Annotated in this window: 22 protein-coding genes; 9 read left to right on the forward strand and 13 right to left on the reverse strand. The window is 74.1% G+C overall.

Features of this window, described 5'->3' with window-relative positions; genetic code table 11:
* Positions 1–43 precede the first annotated feature (43 nt).
* Positions 44–775, forward strand: a complete 732-nt coding sequence (locus ACZ4UB_RS36575; protein ID WP_468077120.1) for a hypothetical protein — start codon at positions 44–46, stop codon at positions 773–775.
* 29 nt (positions 776–804) lie between these two features.
* Here ACZ4UB_RS36575 and ACZ4UB_RS36580 read toward each other — a convergent pair whose 3' ends face one another.
* The 6 genes from ACZ4UB_RS36580 to ACZ4UB_RS36605 all read right to left on the reverse strand — a co-directional run bounded on the left by ACZ4UB_RS36580 (position 805) and on the right by ACZ4UB_RS36605 (position 8,344).
* The gene (locus ACZ4UB_RS36580) at positions 805–1,680 is read right to left on the reverse strand and encodes an MBL fold metallo-hydrolase (protein ID WP_468077122.1); all 876 of its coding nucleotides are present in this window, start codon (positions 1,678–1,680) and stop codon (positions 805–807) included.
* Between the two features lie 170 nt (positions 1,681–1,850).
* Complete coding sequence (locus ACZ4UB_RS36585; RefSeq protein WP_467958987.1) at positions 1,851–2,408, reverse strand: TetR/AcrR family transcriptional regulator; 558 nt, start codon at positions 2,406–2,408, stop codon at positions 1,851–1,853.
* Positions 2,409–2,516: 108 nt separating this feature from the next.
* Entirely contained in the window at positions 2,517–3,878 is a 1,362-nt protein-coding gene (locus ACZ4UB_RS36590; protein ID WP_468077124.1) for a carotenoid oxygenase family protein, read from the reverse strand.
* Between the two features lie 113 nt (positions 3,879–3,991).
* A complete protein-coding gene (locus ACZ4UB_RS36595) occupies positions 3,992–5,548 on the reverse strand; it encodes an MFS transporter (protein ID WP_468077126.1) in 1,557 nt (518 codons plus the stop codon).
* Positions 5,549–5,656: 108 nt separating this feature from the next.
* Positions 5,657–7,657, reverse strand: coding sequence for an AAA family ATPase (locus ACZ4UB_RS36600; protein ID WP_468077128.1), 2,001 nt, complete (start codon positions 7,655–7,657; stop codon positions 5,657–5,659).
* Between the two features lie 159 nt (positions 7,658–7,816).
* Positions 7,817–8,344, reverse strand: coding sequence for an Lrp/AsnC family transcriptional regulator (locus ACZ4UB_RS36605; protein WP_468077130.1), 528 nt, complete (start codon positions 8,342–8,344; stop codon positions 7,817–7,819).
* A gap of 209 nt (positions 8,345–8,553) precedes the next feature.
* Between ACZ4UB_RS36605 and ACZ4UB_RS36610 the strand changes: the two genes are divergently transcribed.
* Positions 8,554–9,522, forward strand: coding sequence for an EamA family transporter (locus ACZ4UB_RS36610; RefSeq protein ID WP_468077132.1), 969 nt, complete (start codon positions 8,554–8,556; stop codon positions 9,520–9,522).
* The gene (locus ACZ4UB_RS36615; protein ID WP_468077134.1) at positions 9,515–10,705 is read left to right on the forward strand and encodes an amino acid aminotransferase; all 1,191 of its coding nucleotides are present in this window, start codon (positions 9,515–9,517) and stop codon (positions 10,703–10,705) included. The genes ACZ4UB_RS36610 and ACZ4UB_RS36615 overlap by 8 nt, the downstream gene beginning before the upstream one ends.
* Before the next feature lie 29 nt (positions 10,706–10,734).
* Here the strand turns inward: ACZ4UB_RS36615 and ACZ4UB_RS36620 are convergent, their stop codons facing one another.
* Positions 10,735–11,448: an SDR family oxidoreductase gene (locus ACZ4UB_RS36620; protein WP_468077162.1), complete on the reverse strand. Its 714-nt coding sequence runs from the start codon at positions 11,446–11,448 to the stop codon at positions 10,735–10,737.
* A 207-nt stretch (positions 11,449–11,655) separates the two neighbouring features.
* Between ACZ4UB_RS36620 and ACZ4UB_RS36625 the strand changes: the two genes are divergently transcribed.
* On the forward strand, positions 11,656–12,441 hold the full coding sequence (locus tag ACZ4UB_RS36625; RefSeq protein ID WP_468077136.1) for a helix-turn-helix transcriptional regulator: 786 nt from the start codon (positions 11,656–11,658) through the stop codon (positions 12,439–12,441).
* Between the two features lie 27 nt (positions 12,442–12,468).
* Here ACZ4UB_RS36625 and ACZ4UB_RS36630 read toward each other — a convergent pair whose 3' ends face one another.
* Together ACZ4UB_RS36630 and ACZ4UB_RS36635 are read right to left on the reverse strand one after the other, a co-directional pair.
* On the reverse strand, positions 12,469–13,287 hold the full coding sequence (locus ACZ4UB_RS36630; RefSeq protein WP_468077138.1) for an ABC transporter ATP-binding protein: 819 nt from the start codon (positions 13,285–13,287) through the stop codon (positions 12,469–12,471).
* The gene (locus ACZ4UB_RS36635) at positions 13,274–13,501 is read right to left on the reverse strand and encodes a hypothetical protein (protein ID WP_468077140.1); all 228 of its coding nucleotides are present in this window, start codon (positions 13,499–13,501) and stop codon (positions 13,274–13,276) included. The genes ACZ4UB_RS36630 and ACZ4UB_RS36635 overlap by 14 nt, the downstream gene beginning before the upstream one ends.
* A gap of 314 nt (positions 13,502–13,815) precedes the next feature.
* On the opposite strand from ACZ4UB_RS36635, the gene ACZ4UB_RS36640 reads away from it, so the two are divergent.
* Complete coding sequence (locus ACZ4UB_RS36640) at positions 13,816–15,063, forward strand: protein kinase domain-containing protein (RefSeq protein WP_468077142.1); 1,248 nt, start codon at positions 13,816–13,818, stop codon at positions 15,061–15,063.
* On the opposite strand, the gene ACZ4UB_RS36645 is transcribed toward ACZ4UB_RS36640, so the two are convergent.
* Complete coding sequence (locus ACZ4UB_RS36645; RefSeq protein ID WP_468077144.1) at positions 15,049–15,924, reverse strand: MOSC domain-containing protein; 876 nt, start codon at positions 15,922–15,924, stop codon at positions 15,049–15,051. The two genes, ACZ4UB_RS36640 and ACZ4UB_RS36645, sit on opposite strands and share 15 nt — an antisense overlap.
* A gap of 162 nt (positions 15,925–16,086) precedes the next feature.
* On the opposite strand from ACZ4UB_RS36645, the gene ACZ4UB_RS36650 reads away from it, so the two are divergent.
* The 3 genes from ACZ4UB_RS36650 to ACZ4UB_RS36660 all read left to right on the forward strand — a co-directional run bounded on the left by ACZ4UB_RS36650 (position 16,087) and on the right by ACZ4UB_RS36660 (position 20,527).
* The gene (locus tag ACZ4UB_RS36650) at positions 16,087–17,745 is read left to right on the forward strand and encodes a serine/threonine-protein kinase (RefSeq protein ID WP_468077146.1); all 1,659 of its coding nucleotides are present in this window, start codon (positions 16,087–16,089) and stop codon (positions 17,743–17,745) included.
* Between the two features lie 149 nt (positions 17,746–17,894).
* Positions 17,895–19,169: an NAD(P)/FAD-dependent oxidoreductase gene (locus tag ACZ4UB_RS36655; RefSeq protein ID WP_468077148.1), complete on the forward strand. Its 1,275-nt coding sequence runs from the start codon at positions 17,895–17,897 to the stop codon at positions 19,167–19,169.
* Between the two features lie 179 nt (positions 19,170–19,348).
* Positions 19,349–20,527, forward strand: a complete 1,179-nt coding sequence (locus ACZ4UB_RS36660; RefSeq protein ID WP_468077150.1) for an FAD-dependent oxidoreductase — start codon at positions 19,349–19,351, stop codon at positions 20,525–20,527.
* Between the two features lie 61 nt (positions 20,528–20,588).
* On the opposite strand, the gene ACZ4UB_RS36665 is transcribed toward ACZ4UB_RS36660, so the two are convergent.
* From ACZ4UB_RS36665 to ACZ4UB_RS36675, 3 genes are all read right to left on the reverse strand, one after another.
* Positions 20,589–21,578: a PI-PLC domain-containing protein gene (locus ACZ4UB_RS36665; protein ID WP_468077152.1), complete on the reverse strand. Its 990-nt coding sequence runs from the start codon at positions 21,576–21,578 to the stop codon at positions 20,589–20,591.
* Between the two features lie 188 nt (positions 21,579–21,766).
* Positions 21,767–22,549 (reverse strand): alpha/beta fold hydrolase, encoded by a 783-nt coding sequence (locus ACZ4UB_RS36670; protein ID WP_468077154.1) that lies wholly within the window; start codon positions 22,547–22,549, stop codon positions 21,767–21,769.
* 7 nt (positions 22,550–22,556) lie between these two features.
* On the reverse strand, positions 22,557–23,066 hold the full coding sequence (locus tag ACZ4UB_RS36675; RefSeq protein ID WP_468077156.1) for a GNAT family N-acetyltransferase: 510 nt from the start codon (positions 23,064–23,066) through the stop codon (positions 22,557–22,559).
* A gap of 133 nt (positions 23,067–23,199) precedes the next feature.
* Between ACZ4UB_RS36675 and ACZ4UB_RS36680 the strand changes: the two genes are divergently transcribed.
* Positions 23,200–23,766 carry an HD domain-containing protein gene (locus tag ACZ4UB_RS36680; protein ID WP_468077164.1) on the forward strand — a complete coding sequence of 189 codons (567 nt, stop codon included), beginning with the start codon at positions 23,200–23,202 and terminating at the stop codon, positions 23,764–23,766.
* Positions 23,767–24,030: the final 264 nt, after the last annotated feature.

The raw sequence follows: 24,030 nt of genomic DNA on the forward strand, positions 1-24,030 counted from the left end.
GACGGACCGCACCGCGCACCACCCGAGCGATCAGGAGGACCCGATGAGCACGGCCGACGAGGGACGGCAGTGGCCGGACGAGGTCAGTGTCGACAATGCCAGGGCGACGCTGCTCCAGCTCCTCGCCCGTGCGGGCGTGCCTTCCGATGACGCGCGGACGCTCATGGGGCTGCTGGAGGCGGGAGCGCTGGCACTCGCCCACGAGGAGCTGAGCGGCGGCGGCCGGACCGCGCCCGGTGACAAGGGCGAGGCGTACGAGTCGGGTTGGCTCGACGGAGCCGGGGAGCTGCTGGAGGAGCTCGGCGCCCTCACCGAACGGACCCTGCTGCAGGTCGTGGGAGCGGAGGGCGAGCCCGATCCGGCCGCGGCGCGCCAGCGGGTCAGGCGCATGGAGGTGGAGCGGGCGCGGGTGGCACTCACCCCCCTGTACCTGTCCTTCACCGAGACCTCGGAGCTGGACCCGGAGGTGACGGAGGAGGTGCTCGCCGCCGTCCTCACCACGATGACCCCGCGCCAGCGGGCCGGGTACGCCGGACGGCTCACGGAGTTCGCCACCGCACACCGGGCCCGACTGGAGCGGCTGTTCGCGCAGTACGGGCCGGGCGGCAGCATCGCGGTGCACGGCCGGTACTCGCTCGTCCACTCGGTCACCGGCATCGCCGTGCTGGAGCGGCTGGTCGTGGCGCCCGGACCGCTGCGCGAGGAGTGGGACGCCGGGGAGCTGCCCCCCGCCTGGCTGGACGGCCTGACGACCGCCTGGAACGCGAACGCCTGATCCCGGGCCGACCCGGCGCGCGGGAGAGGTCAGTGCGGGGCGGGCAGGAGGCGGAAGCCGTCGCCGTCCCGCCGGACGACTCCGGCGGTCGGGGGCGGGAAGTGGCTGCCGAGCAACAGGGTCTCGGTGTCGGCGAGTTCGTCCAGCAGCCGGGTCCTGGTGCGTACCGCCGCCGCCGGGTCGATGTCGACGCAGCTGCAGAGGGTGGGCTCGGCCAGCTGCACCGGGTGGTGGATGCAGTCGCCGGTGATGACGGCGCGCTGCCCGCCGCTGCTGAGGGCGACCGCGATCTGCCCCGGCGTGTGACCGGGCGTGGGTACGAGCGTGAGGCCGGGCAGGAAGCGCGTACCGCCCTCCGCGACGTCGACGAGGTCCAACTGGCCGTGCGCGCGCACCGGCTCGACGGAGTCCTCCAGCATCTGCCGGCGGCTCTCCTCCACCTCCACCGCGGACCAGTACGCGTCCTCGGCCGCCGCGACGACGTACCGGGCCCGGGGGAAGGTGGGCCGCCAGGAACCGTCGGGAGCCCGACGGGTGTTCCACCCCACGTGGTCCGCGTGCAGGTGGGTGAGGATCACGTAGTCGACGCTCTCCGGCGCGAAGCCCGCGTCGGTCAGTCGCTCCAGGTAGGCCGTGTCGAGGTCGTTCCACGCCGGGTTGGCGCGGGTCTTGCCGTTGCCTATGCCCGTGTCGACGAGGACGCGCAGCCCGTCGATCTCCAGCGCGAAGGTGTGGACGGCCAGCTTGATGTGGTCGTCGGGGTCGGCGAAGGACGGCTTCAGCCAGTCGACCCCCGCCACCACGGCGGGGGTCGCGCCGGGCAGCAGCCAGGGGCCGGTGGCCGCCGGAAGGGCCATCTCGTCGATGCGGTGGACGGCGATGTCGCCGATCTGCCAGGGGGACACGGGAGTTCTCCTCGGAAGGGGTGCGGGGCATGCGAGGGGTGCCACTGTCAGACCGTTAAGTCCATGTCATTGCGTTAACAACAAGACCAGACTCCGAAGAGAAAAGCAATTCCTTAGCTTTAGCGGGCAAGGCGAGGCCGGATGAGGCGAGGCGAGGCGAGTCGGTCGGATCAGCGGGCCAGCAGCCCGTCCACCAGCGCGCGGGCGTAGTCCGCCGTCAGCGCGCCGGGCCGGAACAGGATGCGGTACATCATCGGGGCGACCACCGCGTCCATCGCCTCCTCCAGGCCGGGCGCCTCCTCGCCGCGCTCCACGGCCCGTTCCAGGATGACGGCGAGCTGTTCGGCCGCGTACGCCGAACACTGGCCGGCGTTGCGCCCGTCGGGGTCGCCGCTCAGCGCGTCCCGGATGTAGGCGCGCCCCGGGGGCGACGCCATCTCGTCGAGGAACAGCTCGGCCCAGGCGTCGAGATCGTCCCTGAGGGAGCCCAGGTCGTCGGGCGGGCCGTCGGGGCGCAGGTGCGCGACCGCGACGTCCGCCAGCAGTTCCTGGAGGTCGCCCCACCTGCGGTACACGGTGGACGGCGTCACGCCGGCGCGCGCGGCGATCATGGGCACCGTCAACCCCTCCCGGCCGCGCTCCGCCACGAGGTCGCGCACGGCATCGTGCACGGACCGCTGTACACGGGCACTGCGGCCCCCGGGGCGTGTGGTCGGTCGCGTACTCATGCCGTCACCTTAGAGCCTGTGGTGACGGCCCCGGTCGCGGAACCGGCCCCCACCGCGGGGAGGCGGTGGGGGCGGTGGGGGCGTCGCTGACGTCCGGTGGCGCTGCGGTCAGCGCTCGGATCCGGCCGGGGCGTCGGGGACCCAGGAGCCGTGCAGCCCGGCGCTCACGCGGTGGGGCAGGTGGACCGTGGCGATCCGGTCGAGGCCCGACGCGTCGAGGACGAGCAGCTGCGAGGCGTCCTGCTTGAGGTCGCTGACGACCGTCAGCAGGTAGCCGTCGTCCTCGCGGGTCGCGCCGGCGGCGGGGACGAAGAGGGCCTCGCCGGGCATCCGGGCGTCACCTACCTGGTGGATGCGGCGGGCCCCGGTGGTGCGGTCGTACTTGACCACGCCGTAGCCGCCGAAGCCCTTCTCGTCGGGGAAGGAGACCGCGTAGTGGTAGCGGTTCTCTGCGCCCAGGTACTCCTCGTTGAGGGTCGGGAACTCCACCGGCAGGTCGTCGATGATCTGCTCGTCGACGGAGGCCGCCGCCATGTCGATCACCCAACGGCGGGTGTAGGAGCGGGAGACGGGCTCGGTACCGCGACCGGGGTTGCCCGCCCACCAGTTCCAGGAGAGGGCGAAGCCCTCGTGGTCCACGGTGGGGCCCTCCAGGACGATGCGGCCCCGGCCGTCCTCGAAGGCGTTCGCGACGTGCAGCATGTTGCCCGGCTCGATGGAGAACCAGCGGATGTTCCGGGGGCCGTCGGCGCCGCGCGGCATGACGCCGATGCGGGCGGGGTGCTGGTCGCTCCAGCCGTAGGGGATGCCGGAGTGCTCGGTGGGGTCGAAGGTGACGTTGCCCTCGATGAAGACCACGTGGTGACGGGTGATGGCGAAGTCGTGCTTGAGCGAGGCGGTCGCCCCCGGGACCTCGGCGGTGTGGACGATCTCGCCCTTGGCGTCGGCCACGTAGTGGACGAGGAACGGCGGGAACGGCGAGGACCCGAAGAAGTGGAGTTCGCCCGTGACGGGGTCCTCCTTGGGGTGCGCGGTCATCGCCGTGCGCAGCTTGCCGTCGAAGTCGTACGCGCCGACCGTGTCCAACTCCCGGGTGAGCTCGAAGGGGAGGTTCGCCTCGCACAGGGCGAGCAGCCGTCCGCCGTGCTCGATGATGTGGGTCCCGGCCGTGCTGGCCGTCAGGTCCGGCCCCCGGTCCGTCATGTACGGGGCGCCGTCCAGCGCGGGGGTGCGCACCCAACGGTTGCGGTACCACTCGGCGCGGCCGTCGCGCAGCCGGAGGCCGTGGACCATGCCGCTGCCCTTGAACCAGTGGGTGGGGGTGACGCCGGGCTTGGGGTTGTGGCCGTTGCGCAGCAGCCGGCCGGTCAGCTCGGGGGGCAGGGTGCCCTCGACGGTGAGGTCGGTGGCGGTGACCTCGTTGACGACGGGCGTGAAGTGGCCGGTCAGGTAGGGCTTGTCGGCGGTCATGGTGGATTTCCCTTCGATGGAGACGGTGGAACGACAGGTGCGCGACGTCGGGCGACGTACGCGGGAGGGAGCGGGGGAGGAGGGGCGGGGGAGGGGTGGCGGAGCCGGCCGGGTCAGCCGACGCGCGGGGTCGTGGGGGCCTCGGGGGCCTGCGGGCGTCCCACGAGGTGCGGGCGCCGCGGGCCCGTGGCCCCGTACGTCGCCGTACCGGTGGTCCGGGGCCCCGTGCGGCGGGTGAGGAGCACGGCGAGGACGCCCGTCGCGGCCAGGACGGCCGCCGAGACCGTGAAGGCGGCCCGGTACCCGGCGGTGAGGGCCTCCAGGGCCGGCTCGTACGGGGACGCGTGGGCGGTGACGGACCCCGCGAGGGTGGCGAGCGCGGCCAGGCCGATCGCACCGCCGACCTGGCGCGTGGTGTTCACCAGGCCGCCCGCCAGCCCCGCGTCCCGCGGCGGGAGCCCCTCCACGGCGAAGGCGGTGAGCTGGACGAAGGCGACGCTCAGGCCGAGGCCGATGAGGACGCTCGGGCCCAGCACGTCGACGAGGTAGCTGCCGTCGGCGCTCATCCGTGACAGCCACAGCATCCCCGCCGCCTCGGTGAACAGGGCCGCGGTCACCGTCGTGGTGGCACCGATGCGGCGCGAGACGCGCGGCGCGAGGGCCGACCCGATCATGTGGCTGATCGCGAGCGGCAGTTGGCCGACGCCGGTCACCAACGGGCTGGATCCCAGGACCTGCTGCTGGTAGAGCGGCAGGAAGAAGAAGAGCGCGATCCACACCGACCCCAGCAGGGCCATCAGCAGGTTCCCCGCGGCCACCCGCCCGGTGGCGAGCAACCGCGGCGGCAGCAGCGCGTCCGACCGGCGCGACTGGATCACGGCGAAGGCGGCGAGCAGCACACCGGCGGCGAGGAAGGCGCCCAGCACCCGGGCATCCGTCCAGCCGGCGCCCCGCGCCGTGGTCAGCCCCCAGACCAGGCCGGTCAGGGCGAGGGTGACGGTGACGGTGCCGACCAGGTCGAACCGGCCGTCCTCGCCGCCGGCCCCGCGCGGTACGAGCGCCACCACCGCGGCCAGCACCAGGGCCGCCCCGAGCGCGACGCAGTGGAAGAGCCACGGCCAGCCCCACGCCTGGGTGAGCCCGCCGCCCAGCAGGACGCCGCCCGCCGCCCCCGCACCGGAGACCGCGCCCCACACCCCGAGCACCTTGCCCCGCCCGGGCCCGGTCGGGAAGAGACCCATGGCCAGCGCGAGGGAGGCCGGTGCGATGGCGGCGGCGCCGATGCCCTGGAGGGTGCGCGCCGCGATCAACACGCCGGGCGAGGTGGCCAGCCCCGCCACCGGCGAGGCGACCGTGAACAGCGCGAGGCCGGTGATCAGCACCCGGCGGTGGCCGAGCAGGTCGGCCGCGCGCCCGCCGGCCAGGAGCAGGGCCCCGAAGGCCAGGCCGTAGGCGTTGACCACCCAGGTCGTGCCTCCGTCCGACAGGCCGACCCCGGCGCGGATCTGCGGCAGCGCGACGTTCACGATCGAGGTGGCGAGCATGATGGTGAACTGGGCCGCGGCGAGCACCGTGAGCGCTGCCGCCGCCCGGGCGGCCGGCGCTGTGCGGCCGGGTGGTGTCCGACCGGGTGGTGTCCGCCCGGTCGGTGTGTGGTGGGGGAGGTTCATGTCGCACAGCCTCGTGCGGAGTGCTGTCCACTCTCCAGGCCCGACGGCGGCGGTGACTGTCCACTCCTGTCCGCACCTGTCCACCCGCCGCCGGCGCGGGCTCGCGCGTCAGCGCCCCCGCGAGCCGTGCAACTCCTGCTCCCACAGGGCCTCGCAGAGCAGGTCCAGGCCCTGGCGCAGATGGCGCCGGTAGGTGCCGTACGGCAGGCCGAGGCGCCGGGCGGCGGCTTCCTGGGTGGGGGCGCCGGAGAAGTACCCCGCCGTCAGGGCCTCCCGGGCGCGCACGGCGCGCGGATCGACGGCGAGGGCGTCGACCGCCCCGCGCAGCAGGGCGCGCAGCTCCCCGACGGCGTCGGTGAGATCGGCCGCCAGCCGGGTGCGCAGCAGGGCGCACGCCGCGAAGGTGCCCGGGTCCCGCCAGTGCGCCAACGCCTCGCGCACGGCCTGGTCGAAGGCGACGCGCGAGATGGGTGAGGGCGCGGGCGGCGCGGGGGAGGCGTCGGTGTCCGATATGAAGCTCTGGATCCACGCCTCCACGGGTATGCCGCGCCAATCGACTCCGAACACGCCGTAGGTGTACGCGCCCACCCGCGGGCGCGCCCCGGTGTCTTCGAGGGTGCCCTTGACGCGGGCGGCCCAGGTCTCGGCGTCCCGGAAGACCGCGAAGCCGTAGGCCCGACCCCGGGCGCGGGCCGCTTCCGCCTGGGCGCGCGAACTGCTCAAGTCGATGACGCGGGAGGGGACTTGGTAGCGCTCGGGGTAGACGGTGAAGCGGCTGACGCCGATGTGTTCGCCGGGGCCGACCGGCGCGGTCTCCTCGGTGTACCGCCACGCGGCGGCGACGACGGGATCGGCGGCCAGGTCCTGCGGGTCGGGCGGGGCCGCCAGCGCGAGCCGGGCCGTGAAGGCCACGATCCGACCCGTGTCGACGAGGCGGTAGACGCTGAAGGCCCGCGGTTGGCGCCCGGCCCAGTAGCGGACGATCTCCGCGGACGCGGCTCCCTCGGTCTCCTCGGCCATGCGCAGTACGGTGTCGAGGTCGTCCGGGTGCAGCGGGCGGTCGTGCACCTCGTCCTCGCGGGACCAGGTGCGCAGCCGGGCCAGGGTCTTCCCCTCCCGGAAGAGGAAGAAGAGTTCGTCGGTGACGGTCCACACCCGCTCCTCGGGTGCTTCCCGCAGGATCCGCAGGTATTCGTCCGCCAGGCGCCGGCGCATCGTCTCGAAGGCGTTGGGCGCCCGCCAGCGCAGGTCCGCGGCCAGCGTCTCGCGCGCCGCGTCGTGCGGGTGGAGCCCGCGCCGCGTGGATTCCATGAAGGGCAGCTCCCGCAGCCAGGAGAAGAGCAGGTGGGCGTCCTCCTCCGGCAGCACCGAGGTGAGCAGTTCCTCGGAGGTCGAGTGGCTCTGCGCGGCCACCTCCAGGGCCCGGCGGTGGGCCGCCGTGGGCACTTCACCGATCAAGCCCGCCAGCAGGGTGCGCAGTACGTCCGCCGAGGGGGCCCAGATGTCCTCCGGGCCGTGGCCCGTCGACCCCGCGGCGGCCGCGAGGGACAGGGCCAGCGGGTTGCCTCCGGCGAAGCGGAGCACCGGATCGCGCAGTTCGGGCCGGACCCGGGCGGCCGCCAGCAGACTGCGGGCCTGGTCCGCGGAGAAGGGCCCCAGTTCGCTCACGTGCAGGAGCCCGGACCACGCCGGATCGGCCGCCCACTGCGGCTGCGGCGCGCGCCGGCCGGCCAGGACGACCAGGGCGCCGTCCGCGGCCCGCGGCAGGAAGTGGTGCCACAGCCAACTCTCCATCCATTGGCAGTGCTCGAAGGAGTCCACGAACAGGACCGTCCCCGGCACGTCCAGGAGGGCCGCGGCGGCACGCTCGAAATCGGCCGGGTCCCGCTCGACGAAGCGGCCGTCGAGCTCGACGAGCGGCCGGCCCGCCGCGCGGGCGCGGTCCGTCAGGCAGCGCAGCAGCGTCGACTTGCCGATGCCGCCCGGACCGTGCACGTAGAAGGCGAACGGTGCGTGCGGATCGCCGCCCAACGCGTCCTCGAAGCGGCCGAGTTCCTCGTCCCGGCCGATGAAGGCCCGTACGCGCGCCCGGCTCAGCCTCTCTCCCACGGACACCATGGTGGCTCTCCTCCCCCTCGTTCGCTTACGGGGCAGCCGCGTCCGGGGACAGCTCCGCCGGCGGGGCCGTGCCGCGCGCGGGATGGGGAAGTGTCGGATCCGGTGCCCGAGAGGTGGTCCGCCTCCCGAGCCGCTGCTCCGTCGGCGATCCTAACCGAGGCTCTGATCAGGCCACTTGGAGAGTCCGGGGGTGTGGGGGTGGCGGTGCGCGGAGGCGCCCGGGGTCGGGCGGGGGTAGATCCGCGACTGCTTGACGCTGCCGTAGGCGAAGCTCGACTCGATTGAGGCGATGCCGGGGATGGCGTGTATCCGGTCGCGCACCAGCGATTCGTAGGCAGCCAGGTCCTCGATGACGACCCGGAGCAGGTAGTCGCTACTGCCCGCCATCAGGTAACAGTCCTGGATGTGCTCGATGAGCGCGACGTGCTGCTCGAAGAGCCGGACCGCCTCCGCCGTGTGGCGCTCCAGGCGTATCCGGACGAAAACGGTGATGGGCAGGCCGAAGGCGACCTGGTCCACCATGGCGGTGTAGCCGCGGATCAGGCCCGCCTCCTCCAGCCGCCGCACGCGCCGCAGACACGGCGACGGCGACAGCCGGACGCGGTCGGCGAGGTCCTGGTTGGACAGTCGGCCGTCGGCCTGCAATTCCCGGATGATCTGCAGATCGACTGCGTCCATGGCCACTCCTTGGCAGATTCTGCCCCAAACGTATGTCCAGGAGGCAGAACTGGCAATCGACTGCCCCGGCCGAAGCCCTAGCGTTGCCGGGGTACGGGATCCGGCCACGTCGGGCATGCGCGCCGCCCCCGTCGCCCGTACGCACCCCCCTGCCCCGCAGCCGTATCGACCTGCCCGCACGCCGGGCCCCAGAAGCTGGAGACACCCCCTTGGTCGCCATCGACACCCCGGCCGGGGCCCCTCCCCGGGGACCCGGCCGAGCGCTCGCGCGCCGGTTCTCCCCGCAGACCGTCGGCATGGCGGCCCTGGTGGTGACCGTGGCGATCTGGGCGGCCTTCGCGCTCAGCGCCCGCGCCCTGAGCGCCTCCTCGCTGCTGCCGGCCGATGCCGCCCTGCTGCGCTTCGGCGTACCGCTCCTGCTGCTGGCCCCCGCCCTGTGGCGGCGCCGTCGGCGCATCGCCGCGGTGCGGCCCGGCCCGGCCGTCAAGATCGTCTGCGGGGCCGGAGTGCCCTTCTTCCTCGCCGCGATGCACGGCGGCTCCCTCACCTCCGCCGCCTTCGTCGGCTCGATCGTGCCCGGCATGGTCCCGCTCTTCGTCACCGCGCTCATGGTCGTGCGCGGGCACCGCGCGCCCCGCGGCGCCCAGGCGGCCGGTCTCGCGCTCATCGCGGTCGGTGTCGCGGCCCTGGTCTGGCGCTACGTCGTCCCCGTGGACGCCGACGTCCTGGAAGGCGCGGGCACCCTCCTGGTCGCCAGCGGCCTCTGGGCGCTGTACACGGTGGGGCTCAAGGAGGTCGATCTCGACCCCGTCGGCTCCATCGGCCTGCTCTGCCTGCCCTCCTTCGCGATCATCGCGGCCCTCGTGCTGAGCGGAGCCCTGCCCACCGGCCTCGCGCACGCCGCCGGATCCGACATCGCCCTCTTCTTCGTCGTGCAGGGACTCGGCGTCGGCCTCTGCGCGGGCCTGCTGTACGCCTTCGCCATCCGCAGGCTCGGCGCCGAGCGCAGCTCCGTCGTGGGCAGCCTCAGCCCCGTCGCCGTCGTCCTGCTCGCCGTCCCGGTGCTGGGGGAGTCGCCGACCGCCGCCGTCCTGGTCGGCGTACCGCTGATCACCACCGGCGTCGTCCTCGCCAACCGCCGTCCCCGCCCCCGACCGGAGATTCCCGCAGATGCTTGAGCTGCTCCCGCCGCCGCCCGCAGACCCGCTGTGGGTGCTGACCGACGCCTTCGGCGCCGACGAACGGGCCGAACGGCTCGACCTCGTCCTCGGCGTCTACCGCGACGAATCCGGCCGCACCCCCGTGATGGCGGCCGTGCGCGAGGCCGAGATCCGCCTCGCCGAACGCTCGCCGTCCAAGGAGTACCGGGGACTCTCCGGCAACACCGCCTTCAACCGGGCCGTGCTCTCCCTGGTGCTCGGCTCCGCGCCCGGCGGCCCGGCCGAACGGGCCGCGGCCGTCCAGACCGTCGCCGGATCGGGCGCCCTGCGCCTGCTGGCCGACCTGATCCACCGCACCCGCCCCGGCGCGACCGTGTGGATCAGCGAACCGGCGTACGTCAACCACCGGCCCATCCTGGAGGCCGCCGGGCTGACGGTGCGCGGCTTCGGCTGGCGCGACGCCGAGGGCCGCTTCGACACGGAGGGCGTGCTGCGCGAACTGGCCGGCGCCGGGAGCGAGGACGTCGTCCTCCTCCAGGGCTGCTGCCACAACCCCACCGGCGTGGACCCGCTGCCCGAGGACTGGCGCGCGCTCGCCGACTCGGCCGCCGACAGGGGCTGGATCCCCTTCGTCGACCTCGCCTACCACGGGCTCGGCGACGGCCTCGAAGCCGACCTGCTGCCCACCAGGACCCTGGCCGCGCGCGTGCCGGAGGTACTGATCGCGGTCAGTTGTTCGAAGAACTTCGGCCTCTACAGCGACCGCGTGGGCGCCGCCATCGTCATCGGCGCTTCGGCCGGCGCCGCGCGGCACGCCGAGACGGCCCTGCAGAACGCCGCCCGGACCCAGTACTCGATGCCCCCCGAACACGGCGCGGCCGTCGTCACGACGATCCTGGAGGACGACGGGCTACGGGCCTCCTGGCGCGCGGAACTGGAGCTGATGCGCACCAGGATCACCACCCACCGGGCCGCACTGGCCGCGGGCCTCAGCGCCCTGGGCCGGGCCGACGAAGCCCGCACGCTCGCCCGGCAGAAGGGAATGTTCTCGATGCTGTCGCTGACGGGCCAACAGATGCTCCGCCTGCGCACCGAGTTCGCCATCTACGGCACGGCCGCGGGGCGCCTGAACATCGCGGGCGTCCCGGAAGACCGCATCCCCTGCCTCGCGCGCGGTATCGCGGCGGTCACGGGGGCCTGAGCCGCCGGCGCCGTCGTCGCGCTCCGACGTCACGCCTGGGCGGTGGGCCGCACGACGATCTCGTTCACGTCCACCTCGGCGGGCTGCTCGATGGCGAAGGCGATGGCCCGGGCGATCGCCTCCGGCGGGATGGCGATCCGGTCCCGGGCCTCCACGATCCGCGCCCGGACCTGCGCGTTCGGCGAGGCTTCGGCGAAGTCCGTGCCGATCATCCCGGGGAAGACGGTGGTCACCCGCAGGTGGTCCCCGGCCTCCTGACGGAGCCCTTCGCATACGGCGCGCACCGCCAGCTTCGTACCTGCGTACACGGACATCGCCGGCAGGACGCGGTCCGCGGCCGTGGAGGACGTGGTGACGAAGTGGCCGGCGCGCTGCGCCCGGAAGACCGGCAGCGCGGCGCCGATCCCGTGGAGCACCCCCTTGAGGTTGACGTCGACCATGCGGTCCCACTCCTCGACGCGCAGGTCGTCGAGGGGTGAGATCGTCCCGACCCCGGCGTTGGCGATCAGTACGTCCAGGCGCCCGAACCGCTCGCGGGCCAGCGCGACCAGGGCGTGCAGGTCCTCGGGCCGGGTCACGTCGGTGCGGGCGTGCACCGCCGAGCCGCCCGCCCCCTCGATCCGGGCCACCAGTCGCGCGAGCCGCTCGGTCCGGCGGGCGCCCAGGACGAGCCGGGCGCCGCGCGCCGCGAGCAGCAGGGCGGTCGCTTCGCCGATCCCGCTGCTGGCACCCGTGATCGCCACGACCTTGCCCTCGATTCCCGGGGCGGTTCCCGGCGCGCTGGTGGCCGTGCTGGGAGACGTACTGGGCGACGTGCTGACCGACATGGTGGATTCCTCGTCCCGGTGCCTGCGGTGCCGGGGCGAACGCCCGGACCGACCACCAGTCTGTGGGCCCGTTAGCCTGGTATCCAGAGCCCGTTTATTCTGGAACCAGGAGTGCCATCCACCATGCAGCAGGAGCCCGAGCACCGCCGTGAGCTGGGCGTCTTCCTCCGCAGCCGGCGGGAACGGATCACCCCCGGGGACGTCGGACTCCCGCGGACGGGCCGACGCCGCACCCCGGGACTGCGCCGGGAGGAACTCGCCCTCCTCGCCGGGATCAGCGCCACCTGGTACACCTACCTCGAACAGGGCCGGGACGTCCGCGCCTCCGACCAGGTGCTGGACTCCCTCGCCTCGGTCCTGCGCCTCGACCGCCACGAGCGCCGCCACCTCTTCCGGCTCGCCGGGCACGCGCCCGAGGAGCAGGAGCCGTCGGGGACGGAGTCCGCACCGCTCCCCGCAGCGGCGGCCGCCGTGCCGCACCTGCTCCAGCCGAACCCCGCCTACGTCATCAACGGCACCTACGACGTGCTCAGCCACAACTCGGCCGCCGCGGAGCTCTTCCCCCACCTCGCCACCCCGGCACCGAACCTGGCCCGTTGGGTGTTCCTGGATCCCGCGGCCAAGGAGGTGCTGGTCGACTGGGAAGCGGAGGCGCGAGGGCTGCTCGCGCGGCTGCGGACCCTGGCCGCGAGCCACCCCGGGGACCCGCGGTACGCGAAGCTCGTCGACGAACTGAACGCGGCGAGCCCGCACGTACGGGCCTGGTGGCCGCGGTACGACCTCCAGGCCCGCCACGGCGGGGTGAAGCGGCTCCGGCACCCGGCGCGCGGCGTGGTCGACTACGCCTACACCGCCTTCCACCTGGCCGAACGCCCCGACCACACACTGGTCGTGTACGGCGAAGGCTGAGCGGGCCTTCGGGGGCGGGTGCCGGGGTCAGCCGCCGTCGTCCGGGAGGCGGACCAGCTCGGTGAGGCGGCCGCGCAGCCGGGCGAACTCGGCCGAGGCGCGCAGTGCCGGCACGTCCGTGTCCGGGCCGCGGTCCAGGCCGATCGGCAGCTCCGCCACCACCCGACCGGGACCCGCCGCCAGCACCAGGACCCGGGAGCCGAGCAGCACCGCTTCCTCGGCCGAGTGGGTCACGAACAGCACCGTCGTGCCGAACCGCCCGGCCAGGGCGCGCACCTCCTCCTGGAGCCGTTCCCGGGTCAAGGCGTCCAGTGCGGCGAACGGCTCGTCCATCAGCAGGAGTTCGGGCTCACCGGCCAGCGCACGGGCGAGGGCGACCCGCTGCTGCTGGCCCCCCGACAGCTCCCAGGTGCGCCGGGCGGCCGTGCCCGCGAGCCCGACCCGTTCCAGCAACTCCGCGATCCGTGCCGCCCGTTCGCCCCGGGGCACCCCGTGGCGGGCCAGGGCGAAGCCGATGTTCCCGCCGACCGTGCGCCACGGGAACAGTCGGGGCTGCTGGAACACCACCCCGGCACCGCCGCCCGGTCGCGGAGCCGCCCCCCGGACCAGGGCGCTCCCGTGGGCGGGCCGCTCGAAACCCGCGACCACCCGCAGCAGACTCGTCTTTCCGCAGCCGGACGGGCCGACCAGGACGACGAACTCGCCCGCCCGGATCCGCAGGTCCACCCCCTCCAGCGCGGTCACCGACTGCCGGGCCGAGCCGTAGCGGACCGCGACCCCCGCGAGGTCGACGACAACGATGTCCGGCTCGACGACGGCCTTCTGCGCGCCCTCAGTTCGCGGCACGGCGAGGGCACCAGCACCCGAGGCCCACGGGTGCGAGCAGTGAGCGGAATCCGGCCTGCTCCGCGGCGCGGGCCACCTGGGCGAGGTAGGGGACGTCGGCGGGGCGCCGGGTGGCGGCCCCGGTGCGGCCCTGCACCGCGGTGACGCCGCCGGGGTCGCGGCCGTCCCCGCCGGTGGGCAGGAACCGGTGGAGCAGGAGGGGGTTTCGCGGCACGGGAGGACCTCGGGGGAGGAGCGGCGCAGTGCGTGCCCGGGCCGCGGAACGGCGGCAGTGACACGCGACAGAGCATGGTCGAGACACGCAGCAGATCCACGTGACGACGCGATACGAGTACAGGGGCCATGGCCGCATCCTGTCGGTGCGGAGCGGGCCGGGGTAAGCGCCGTCCGCATGTTGATCGCAGCCGTTTCGGATGGTGGGACGCCGGCGAAGGGTGGGCCTGTGCCGGGGCGTTGCGGGTGTCCGAAGATCGCGCCCCGTCGCGGGGGCGGGAGATAGCCTGCCGTCCGACCAGGTGGGGGACGCGCATGCAGGCAGGGATAGGACCGGGGCACACGCTGGCCCGGGGGCGGTACGTGATCGAGGAGCTGATCGGTGAAGGGGGCATGGCCGCCGTGCATCGGGCCCGCGACACCGCCCTCGGTCGCCCGGTCGCGGTGAAGACGATGAACGCCGCCGTCGCCGCCGACGCGGCCAGCCGCGAGCGCTTCCGCCGCGAGGCCAGGGCCGTCGCGGCCATCAGCCACGCGGGGGTGGTCGCGGTCCACGACGTCGGCGAGGAGGAGCTGGCGCAGGGGCCGGTCCCGTACATCGTGATGGAGTACGTCGAGGGGCGGACCCTCGGTCACTGGGTGCCGGCCGGTCCCGGTGGTCTCCCGCTGGTCGATGCCCTGGGGTTCGTCTCCGCGGTCCTCGCGGCGCTGGCCGCCAGCCATGCGCGCGGGATGGTCCACCGCGACATCAAGCCGGCCAATGTGATGGTGGGCCGGGACGGTTCGGTCAAGGTCATGGACTTCGGCATCGCGCGCGCCCTCGACCAGCAGGCCACGGCGCTCACCGGTACCGGATTCACCGTCGGCACCCCGCATTACATGTCGCCCGAGCAGTTCGAGCCCGGCAGGCCCGTCGACGGCCGCTCCGACCTGTACGCCGTCGGGGTCGTCCTCTTCCAACTGCTCACCGGAGCCGTTCCCTTCGACGCGGATTCGGGTTTCCGGATCGGCTACCAGCACGTGACCGCCGTCCCGCCGGCCCTCGCGGACATGGACGCGCACCAGCCGCCCGAGGTCGAGGCGCTGATCGCACGGGCCCTGGCGAAGGACCCGGCGGACCGGTTCCCCGACGCGGACGCGATGAGGGGCGAGGTCGACCGGATCCGGGAGCGGGCGGTCGCCGGTGGGGGCGGGGGTGTAGGCGTGGGGCCGGGCGGTTCCGGTCGCGGTTACGTGCCCACCCGGATGGAGCCCTCGGCCGGCGGCGGTGTCCTGCGGGCCCTTCGGCAGCGGCGCTGGCTGCTCGCCCGCGCGCCCGCCGTGGCCCTCGTCGCGGGAATCCTCGCCGTCCCCGCCCTGTACCGGGACGGGGCGACGCTGCTGCGGTGGGCCACCCTTGGCCTCGGCCTGCTCGGCTGTCGGCTGGCCGCCGGCGCGGGCGCCCCGTGGACCGGCGGGGGCCGCGACCGCGCAGCCCTCCTCGCGAAGGCCGTGGCGTTCGGCGCGCTGCTGGTCAGTGCCTCGGCCGGGGTCGCGGTGCTGATGAAGCTACTGCTGGGCTGACCGGACCGTCACCGCGTCGCCGGTCCTGACCGTGCCGGGTTCCAGCACTTCCGCGTACACGCCCAGGCAGGCGAGCGCGCCGAGGGTGAGCACGGGCACGCGGTGCTCGCGGGCCACGGCGCGCATGACCCCCGGGTCGGCCGGCAGCTCGCCGTGCCCCAGGGTCGGGACCGCGCAGCGCGGCGTGGGCACGGTGACCCGGAGGAGGGCCCGCCCGATGCGCAGCGTCGCGCCCGCCCATGAGTCCTCGGGGAAGCCGTCGCCGGCGGGGACGTCCACGACCAGGTTCGGCCGGAAGCGGCGGGGGTCGAAGTCCCCCGCGGGATGGAGCCCCCGCAGTCGCCGCAGGCTCGCCGTGGTGACGAGGTGGACGGCGCCGAAGTCGAAGAAGGTACCGGGGGCGACCCGCCCCGAGGTGATGGTCGAGCCGGTCCCGTCCACGACGGCGCCGGCGCGCAGGACGTCCGGGACTCCACCCGGGTACTGCGGAACCGCCCGCTCCAGGATCCCGTGTTCCGGCGGCACGTCGGACAGGTGCACCGGGCGGCCCAGCAGGCCGGAGAGGCGGGCGTCCAACTCCGCGTCCCCCGCCGACAGGACCGTGCCGTCCGGCAGCTCCACCCGGGCCGCCGCGCCCGCTTCGCACGCTCCGGCCGCTCCGGTCCCGACGAGCCGGCTGCGGCAGTGCAGCAGCCCGCCCCATTTGCGGGGGTGCTTCGCGCTGCCGACGGCGCCCGACGCGTCGAGCACGGCGAACCGGCGGTCCCCGGTCAGGCCCCGCGCCGTGACCTCCGCACGCGTCAGCTCCTCGCCGAGCATGGACTTCACCGGGTACCGGTACATGGCCGCCACTGTTCCCATCGGAGGATTATCGGACGGCGTCGTGCCGGTGGTCCTCCAGGTGCCCGCGGGGGGCGCCCGTACGCCTGGACCGGGAGGTCGCGTATGTCGCATGTTGACTGAAACTTCAGTTAGGGGCACGATGCGCGCAGGTCATTGCCGCACCGTTGAGAGAGCCACCGCATGTACGAACAGCTCCCCGGCGCACAGCCCGCACCCGCGGCGCTGTCCGCCGACGACCCCTACGAGATCGGGGGCTACCGCCTCCACGCGCGTCTCGGCTCCGGTGGCATGGGGGTGGTCTACCTGGCCTACACGCCCGGGGGCCGCCCCGTCGCGCTGAAGGCCGTCCGCGGGGAGTTCGCGGCGGACCCCGAGTTCCGTGAGCGGTTCGCCCAGGAAGTGGCCAGCGCCCGGCGGATCCACGGCCTGTTCACGGCCCAGGTGGTCGACTCCGGGGCCGATGACCGCACGCCCTGGCTCGCCACGGCCTACGTACCCGGCCCCTCGCTGCACGAGGTCGTCCGGCGCCACGGACCCCTGCCGGTGCGCACGGTCCTGCTGCTCGTCGCGGGCATAGCCGAGGCGCTCCAGGCGATCCACGCGGCGGGCGTCGTCCACCGTGACCTCAAGCCCGCCAACGTACTCATCGCGGGGGACGGCCCCCGGGTGATCGACTTCGGCATCGCACGCGCCGCCGACGCCGCCGCCCTCACCGGTACGGGGCTGCGGATCGGCACCGCGGCCTTCATGGCGCCCGAGCAGGCGCTGGGACTCCAGGTGACACCGGCCGCCGACGTCTTCGCGCTCGGAGCGCTGATCGGGTACGTGGCCGGGGGCGCGCCGCCCTTCGGCAACGGACCGGAGTCCAGCGCCCTGTACCGCGTGGTCCACGAGCACCCCGACCTCAGCCACGTCCCCGTCGACCTGCACGCGCTGGTCTCCTGGTGCCTGGCCAAGCGCCCCGAGGACCGGCCCTCGACCACCCAGCTGATCGAGTACGTGCACGGGCACCCGGTGGTGGGCCCGCGCCCGGAATTCACCGACGGCTGGCTGCCCCGGCCGATCGGCGACGAGGTCGGGGGCCGGGAGGCCGGCGGGCGGCCGGCGCCGGTCCACCTCCAGGAGACCCGGGCGGCCTCCGTGCCCGCGCCCCCGGGGCCCGACGCCCGGCCCGCCGGCCCGGCGCCGGTTCCCGCCGCGGTTCCCGCCCCCGCCCCCGCCCCCGCTCCCGAGCCGGCCGCCGGTACCGGTCGACGGTCGGCGGGCCGGGGGCGGCGGCTCCCCGCCGTCGCCCTCGCGGTGGCCGCCACCCTGCTCACCTGCGCCGGAGTCGTCTACTACCTGGACGACCCCACCGGGGCCGGAGCGGGCGAGGACATGGGCATGGGCACGGGTACGGGTGCGGTCGAGAGCCCGCGGCCCCCGTCGGCCAAGCCCACACCCACACCCACACCCATGCCCCCCGGGTACCTGCCGGGCTACGCCAAGGCGCGGCTCACCGCGCCCGATGCCGGCTACGAGTTCGACCTGAAGACGGGGAAGGTCGTGGCCACGGAAACGGCCACCTGGTACCTCGCCCGCGACAGCCAGGCCTTCCTGCCCTCCGGGGAGTCCGACGCCTTCATGGCCGATCCCGGTGCCGCGGAGCTGACGGCCGCCGACTGCGTGCGCGGCATCGACACCCGCCCGGTGTCCGCCCTGCCGTTCGGCGCGCTCACCAAGGCGCGGCCGTTCTGCGTGCGCAGCCCGGACCGCTCGGAGATCGCGATCGTACGGCTGGTGGAGGCGGCCGCCGGCGGCTCCGTCACGATCGTCGTGGACCAGTACCGCTGGGCCTGAGCCTCCCTTCCCCCGCTGTGCCTTCGGCCATCGCCGTCACCGGAACCCTTGACAACTCCCCCTGATCTTGACTCCAGTTGCACGACATGACTGCCGCGGGCGGCGCGACACGGCCGGCGGCACCACACACCGAAGGGGGCGATCAGCGCATGACCGAGCCTGAGAGCGCGGGACACGACTACGACGTGGTCATCAGCGGGGCCAGCCTCGCGGGCAGCACGGCGGCGATCCTCCTCGCCCGACGCGGCGTCCGCGTCGCCCTGCTGGAACGCCGCTCGGACCCCGGGGCGTACAAGGTGCTCTGCACCCACTCCATCACGGCCAACGCCTACCCGGTGCTCGACGAACTCGGCCTCGTCCGCGCCATCGAGGAAGCGGGAGCCCCGCGCAACGAAGCCCGCTGGTACACCCGTTGGGGCTGGATCGAACCGAAGGCCGCGCCGGGTGGTCCCGAGCTGCCGTACGGGTACAACATCCGGCGCAGCACCCTCGACCCGCTGATCCGGTCGCACGCGGCGCAGACCCCCGGCGTCGACCTGCTGCTCGGCCACCAGGTGACCGGGCTGGTCCAGGAGGCGGGGCGGACCGTGGGGGTGCGCGCGTCGACCCCGCGGGGGGAGCGGGAGATCCGGGCCCGACTGGTGGTGGGCGCCGACGGCAAGGACTCGACCGTGGCGAAGCTCGCCGGGGTGCCGGACGAGCAGCACGAGAACGCGCGCTTCGGCTACCTCGCGCACTTCCGCGACCTCCCGCTGCGCGACGGGATCGGCCACGCCTGGTTCCTCGAACCGGACATGGCGTACGCCTTCCCCAACGACGACGGGGTGACCGTCCTCGCGGTCCTCCCGGACAAGAAGCGTTTGCCGGCCTTCCGGGACGACCTGGAGGGCAGCTTCCTGGACTTCGTCCGCGCCCTGCCAGAGGCGCCGCCCGTCGACTCCGCCGAGCGCATCACGAAGATCATCGGCTCCGTCGACTACCCGCTGCACAGCCGCCGGCCGACCGCCCCGGGCATCGCGCTCATCGGCGACGCCGCCCTGACCAGCGACCCCCTGTGGGGAGTGGGCTGCGGGTGGGCCCTGGAATCGGGGAAGTGGCTGGCCGAAGCGGTGGCCGCGGCCGTCACCGGACGGGGCGACCTCGACGAGCAACTGGCCGTGTACGCGCGCAGGCACCGACGTCAGCTGCGCGGCCACCAGTTCCTGGCCGCGGACTTCGCCACGTCCCGGCCCTTCAACCCCTTGGAGCGGCTGATGTTCTCGGCGGCGGCGCGCGACGTCGCGATGGCGCGGCACATGCACCGCTTCGCGTCCCGCCTGATCGGTCCGCTGCGCTTCCTGAACCCGGTTGCCGTGGCCAAGGCCTCGGCCGTCAACGTCAAACGACGCGCGAAGCCCGCCGCGGCCGCGCAGCGGCCGGCCTGAGCAGGACCGCGGCGGGGGAGGGGTGTCGGTCCGCTGTCAGGGGGGTGCGGGGGCCTGTCAGTGAGCTGTCGGCGACGGTCGTGACATTGGAGTCGCAAGGAGCCGGCGTCGTCGCCCACTGACAGCGCCTGCCCCGCCCGTCATCCGTACGACGGGCCGCCCTCAGGAAGGTGACCCCCATGCGCCCCACCAGTCCCACAGGTCCCGTCGCCCCTCACGTCACGATTATCGGTGCGGGACTCGGCGGCCTCACGCTCGCCCGGGTCCTGCACCTGCGCGGCATACCGGCCACGGTCTACGAGGCGGAGCCCGCCCCGGCCGTACGGTCGCAGGGCGGACTGCTCGACATCCACGACTACAACGGGCAACTCGCCATCGAGGCGGCCGATTTGATGGAGGAGTTCCGCGGCCTCGTCCTGGAGGGCCGGCAGGCGATCCGGGTCCTCGACCCGGACGGCACGGTCCTGCACGACATCCCCGACGACGGCACGGGCGGCCGCCCCGAGGTGCAGCGCGGCGAACTGCGCGAGATGCTGCTCGATTCCCTGCCCGCCGGCGCCGTCCGCTGGGGCCACAAGGTCAGCGGCGTCCGCTCCCTCGGCGGCGGCCGGCACGAGGTGACGTTCGCGGGCGGTGGCACCGTGGAGACGAGCCTGCTGGTCGGCGCCGACGGTGCCTGGTCACGGGTCCGGCCGATGCTCACCGCGGTCCTGCCGGAGTACGCCGGCACGTCGGTCGTCGAGACCTACCTCTTCGACGCCGACACCCGGCACCCGGCCGCGTCGAAGGCGGTCGGCGGCGGGTCGATGATCGTGCCGAAGGAGGGGCGCGAGATCTTCGCCCACCGGGAGCGGGGCGACACCCTGCACGCGTACGTGATGGTGTCCGAGCCGCGGGAGTGGTTCGACGCGATCGACTTCACCGACGCCGCCGCGGCCACCGCGCGGATCGCGGAGGAGTTCGAGGGCTGGGCGCCGGAACTCCGCGCGCTGCTCACGGACGGTGACCTCCCGCCGGTCCTGCGCCCCTTCTACGCCCTCCCGACCGACCACCGGTGGGACCGGGTCCCGGGCGTGACGCTGCTGGGCGACGCCGCCCACCTCGCACCGCCGAACGGCGAGGGCGCCAACCTGGCCCTCCTCGACGGCGCGGAACTCGCCGAGGCCCTCGCCGCCCACCCCGACGACACCGAGGCCGCACTCGCCGCGTACGAACAGGACATGTTCGCCCGCGGCACCGGGGACCCCTTCTTCGGCGGCGGTGACAGCGCCGGCGGCGATGCCGAGGGGGCGCAGTCCGCCCGCCACTCGGCCGAGGGACTGCTCGCCGCCCTCGCCCAGGAGGACCGACCCCGCTGAAGCCACACCGGCCCCCGCGGCCGGCACGCCGGCGCCGCACGCGACGGGGCGGGTGTCCGGTTCAGCGGAACAGGCGGTCGCCGGGGGTGGCCATGCGGTGGGTGCCGCTGTGGCGGTTCACCCAGTCGCGGACGAGGTTGACGGCGTTGGCGCACTGCCAGCTGTCGTCGTACTCCCGCACCCCGGTGAAGGCTCCGTAGCCCGCGATGATGCCGTCCACGCGACCTTCGCCCAGCAGCTTGTCGACGTACCAGGGGTCGTTGTAGGTGGTCGTCCAGGAGAAGGTGGCCGCGAGCCGTCCGGCGTCACGGTCCGCGGCGCCCTTCTTCAGCTCCGCGCAGGTGTTCCAGGTGGCCTCGGTGCAGTTGCCGAAACCCTTGGTGATGTCGGAGTCGCCGTAGTCCATCGCGCGGTGGCCGGCCGGGAAACCGGAACCGGACCGGTTGAAGGCGGCCTGGGCCTGGTCGCGGGTGCCGGTCGTCGTGATCCCCTCCAGTGCGCCGAGCCGGCCCTCCAGGCTCTTCCAACCCCGGCCGCCCACGTCGGGGGTGCTGCCGCCGTGGTACTCGAAGAACCCGTACAGCACCTGGATCCCCGCGGCCGTCAGGCGCTGCGCCTTGTCGCGCAGTCCGGCGACGCTGCACCCGCGGTTCTCCTGCTCCCCGCAGTAGTTCGGGTCCTTGATGTCCAGCCAGACCAGGGAGAGCCGGCGCCCCGCGTTGGCGTGGGAGACGATGCGGTCGATCATGCTGTCGAAGCTGGGGCCGAGGCGGTTGTCGCCGGCCGAGGAACAGTCGTGGTAGGCCCGCCATTCGTTGGGGTTCCACCAGGCGCAGACGTCGATCTCGATGGCGTTGGCGCCGTGTCCGAGGGCGGCGTCCACGCCGCCCAGGGTGTCGACGCGGTGGGCGACGGCGTAGATCGGGTGGCGCTGATCGGCCGCGGCGGCCGGGGCCGCTCCGAGCGCGGTGGCGCCGACGATCGCGCACAGGGCCGCGATCAGCGCCAGTAAGGCCCGTGGGACGGCGCCGCGGTTGAGGTGGGTGGTCACGAAGGCACTCCTTCATGTTCATCTCGCTCGCTGAAGCGGACAATTGACCGCACCGGGCACATGTTGGCACGCGATACATGCATGATGAACGAATTTCGGACACGGGTGACCGGCCGCCCGCGCGCGTCGACGACGGTCACCGGACGTCAGGACAGGCGCCTCAGGACAGGCGCCTCAGGACAGGCGCCTCAGGACAGGTGCGTCAGGAGGAGCTCGGCCAGGCGCGCCGGCGTACGGAGCGGCAGATAGTGGTCGGCGTCCGGGACGCTCGCGCCGCGGGCGCCGGGGATGCCGGTGACGAGGCGTTCGGCGATCACCGCGATCTCCGGGTGGTCGAGGTCGCCGTGGACGACCAGGGTCGGCGCGGTGATGTCCCCGAGGTGTGCTTCGGCGGCACGGCGGGGGCCCACGACGCAGTGCCGTTCGGCCACCAGCCGCCGCTCGGCGTTCGCGGTGACCATCGCGCCGATCAGCTCTCCACCGGGGGCCGTACGGCCCATGGCCGCCCAGACCGTCAGCTCCAGCTCGGCCAGGGCGCCCGCGTCGCCCTCGCGCCGGGCCGCGGAGTAGGCGGCCAGCTCGGGGGTCCGCGGCCAGACGTGACCGCTGACCGAGGCGCCGACCAGGGCCAGTGCGCCGACGCGCTCGGGGTGTTCGAGGACGAAGTCCAGCGCGGTCTCGCCGCCCATGCTCAACCCGACCAGGGCGGCTCGCCGCAGACCGAAGTGGTCCAGTACGGCGCGCAGGTCGGCGACGTCGCTGAAGGGCTCGCCCGGCGGGGTGGAGCGGCCCAGCCCACGGGCGTCGTAGCGGATCACGTCGTGGCACCGGGCCAACTCGGGGACGACGGCGTCCCACAGCCGGGAATCCATACCGGCGCCGTGCAGCAGCACCACCGGGCTGCCGGCGCCGCTCCGCTCGGCCCACAGCCCGCCACCGACGGTCACGACTTCGCGGGAGTGCGCTCTCATGCCGTGATCATTTCAGATCGCGCCGCGGGTCCACGGCCCAGTGGTTGGCCCGGAGGATCTGCCCGGCGAAGCTCACGTCGGTCTCCGCGACGAAGCGGAAGCCGACCGAGCGGCAGATGCCGTTCGAGGCGGCGTTGCTCGTTGCCGGGTAGGCGTGCACGACACCCCAACGGTCCGCGTCCCGGGCCTGCTCCAGGAGGGCGCGGACGGCGCGCCCGCCCAACCCCCGGCCCTGGAAACGGGGCAGGACCATCCAGCCGATCTCGGAGACGGGTCCGTCGTCGCCGTCGTGCGACCAGAGGTTCACGGTCCCCGCCACCACCTCGGGGGCGGCCGGGTCGGGGACGATCATCTTCATCCAGGCGATGTCGGCGGCCGCCTGCTCGGCATCCCGCCGGACCTTGTCCGCCATCCCCTCGCGGGGCTGCGGACCACCGAGGTCGGCCATCATGACGGGATCGCACCGCATCCGCACGTAGGCGTCGACGTCGCCCGGCCCCACATCGCGCAACTCCACTGATTCCTCCCGTTCCTCATGGTCTCCACCGGTGAACGGTCGTACGACGCCGATCGTGCCCGCCGGCGAAGGGCCGTGCGCAGCCCGTCGGTACCCTGACGCGGTGATCACCAACACTGTCCTGTCGCGCGCGATGAACGGCGTCGCGGAGCCGGAGTTGCGCCCCCTGCCGGAGCGCGTCGCCGGGCTTCTGATGCAGTGCGACAGCCCGCCGCGGCTGGCGGCCCACCTGCGGATCGTCCACGACGTGGCGCACCAACTCGTCGACTGGATGGCGCGGAGCCGACCCTCGGTGGCCTTCGACCGGGAGGCGGTGCTCTTCGGGGCGGCGACGCACGACGTGGGGAAGGCGGTGCACGTGGACGAGCTCTCCGGGCCGGGGTCGGCGCACGAACCGGCGGGCCGGACCCTGCTGCTGGGCCTCGGTGTGAGCCCGGAGCTGGCCCGATTCGCCGCGACGCACGCCTCGTGGGGGGAGCCGTCCGCCGGCTTCGAGGACCTCTTGGTGAGCCTCGCCGACAAGGTCTGGAAGAACAAGCGCGTCCCCGAACTGGAGGACCTCGTGGTGGCCCGGCTGGCGCGGGCGAGCGGCCGGCCGACCTGGGAGGAGTTCATCGCGCTCGACGAGCTCCTCGCACACATCGCGGACGGAGCCGACGAACGCCTCGCGTTCCAGGCGGCGTTCCCGGTCCGAGGCTGACTCGGCCGGGCCGAGAACAACAACTTCGTCGAAGCCATCCTCGGCTCCAACGGAACGCCGCGCGCCGTGCGACTCGACGCGTTGACGGTCGTCTGCTCGGACGGGACCGGGAGCTGACCCGCACCCCCTGCCCCTGCCCATACCCGCACCGCATGGCGCATCGGGCAGGAGCGGGGGGGGGGGGGGGGGGGGGGGGGGGGGGGGGGGGGGGGGGGGGGGGGGGGGGGGGGGGGGGGGGGGGGGGGGGGGGGGGGGGGGGGGGGG

The sequence above is a fragment of the Streptomyces sp. NPDC028419 genome (assembly GCF_055565515.1).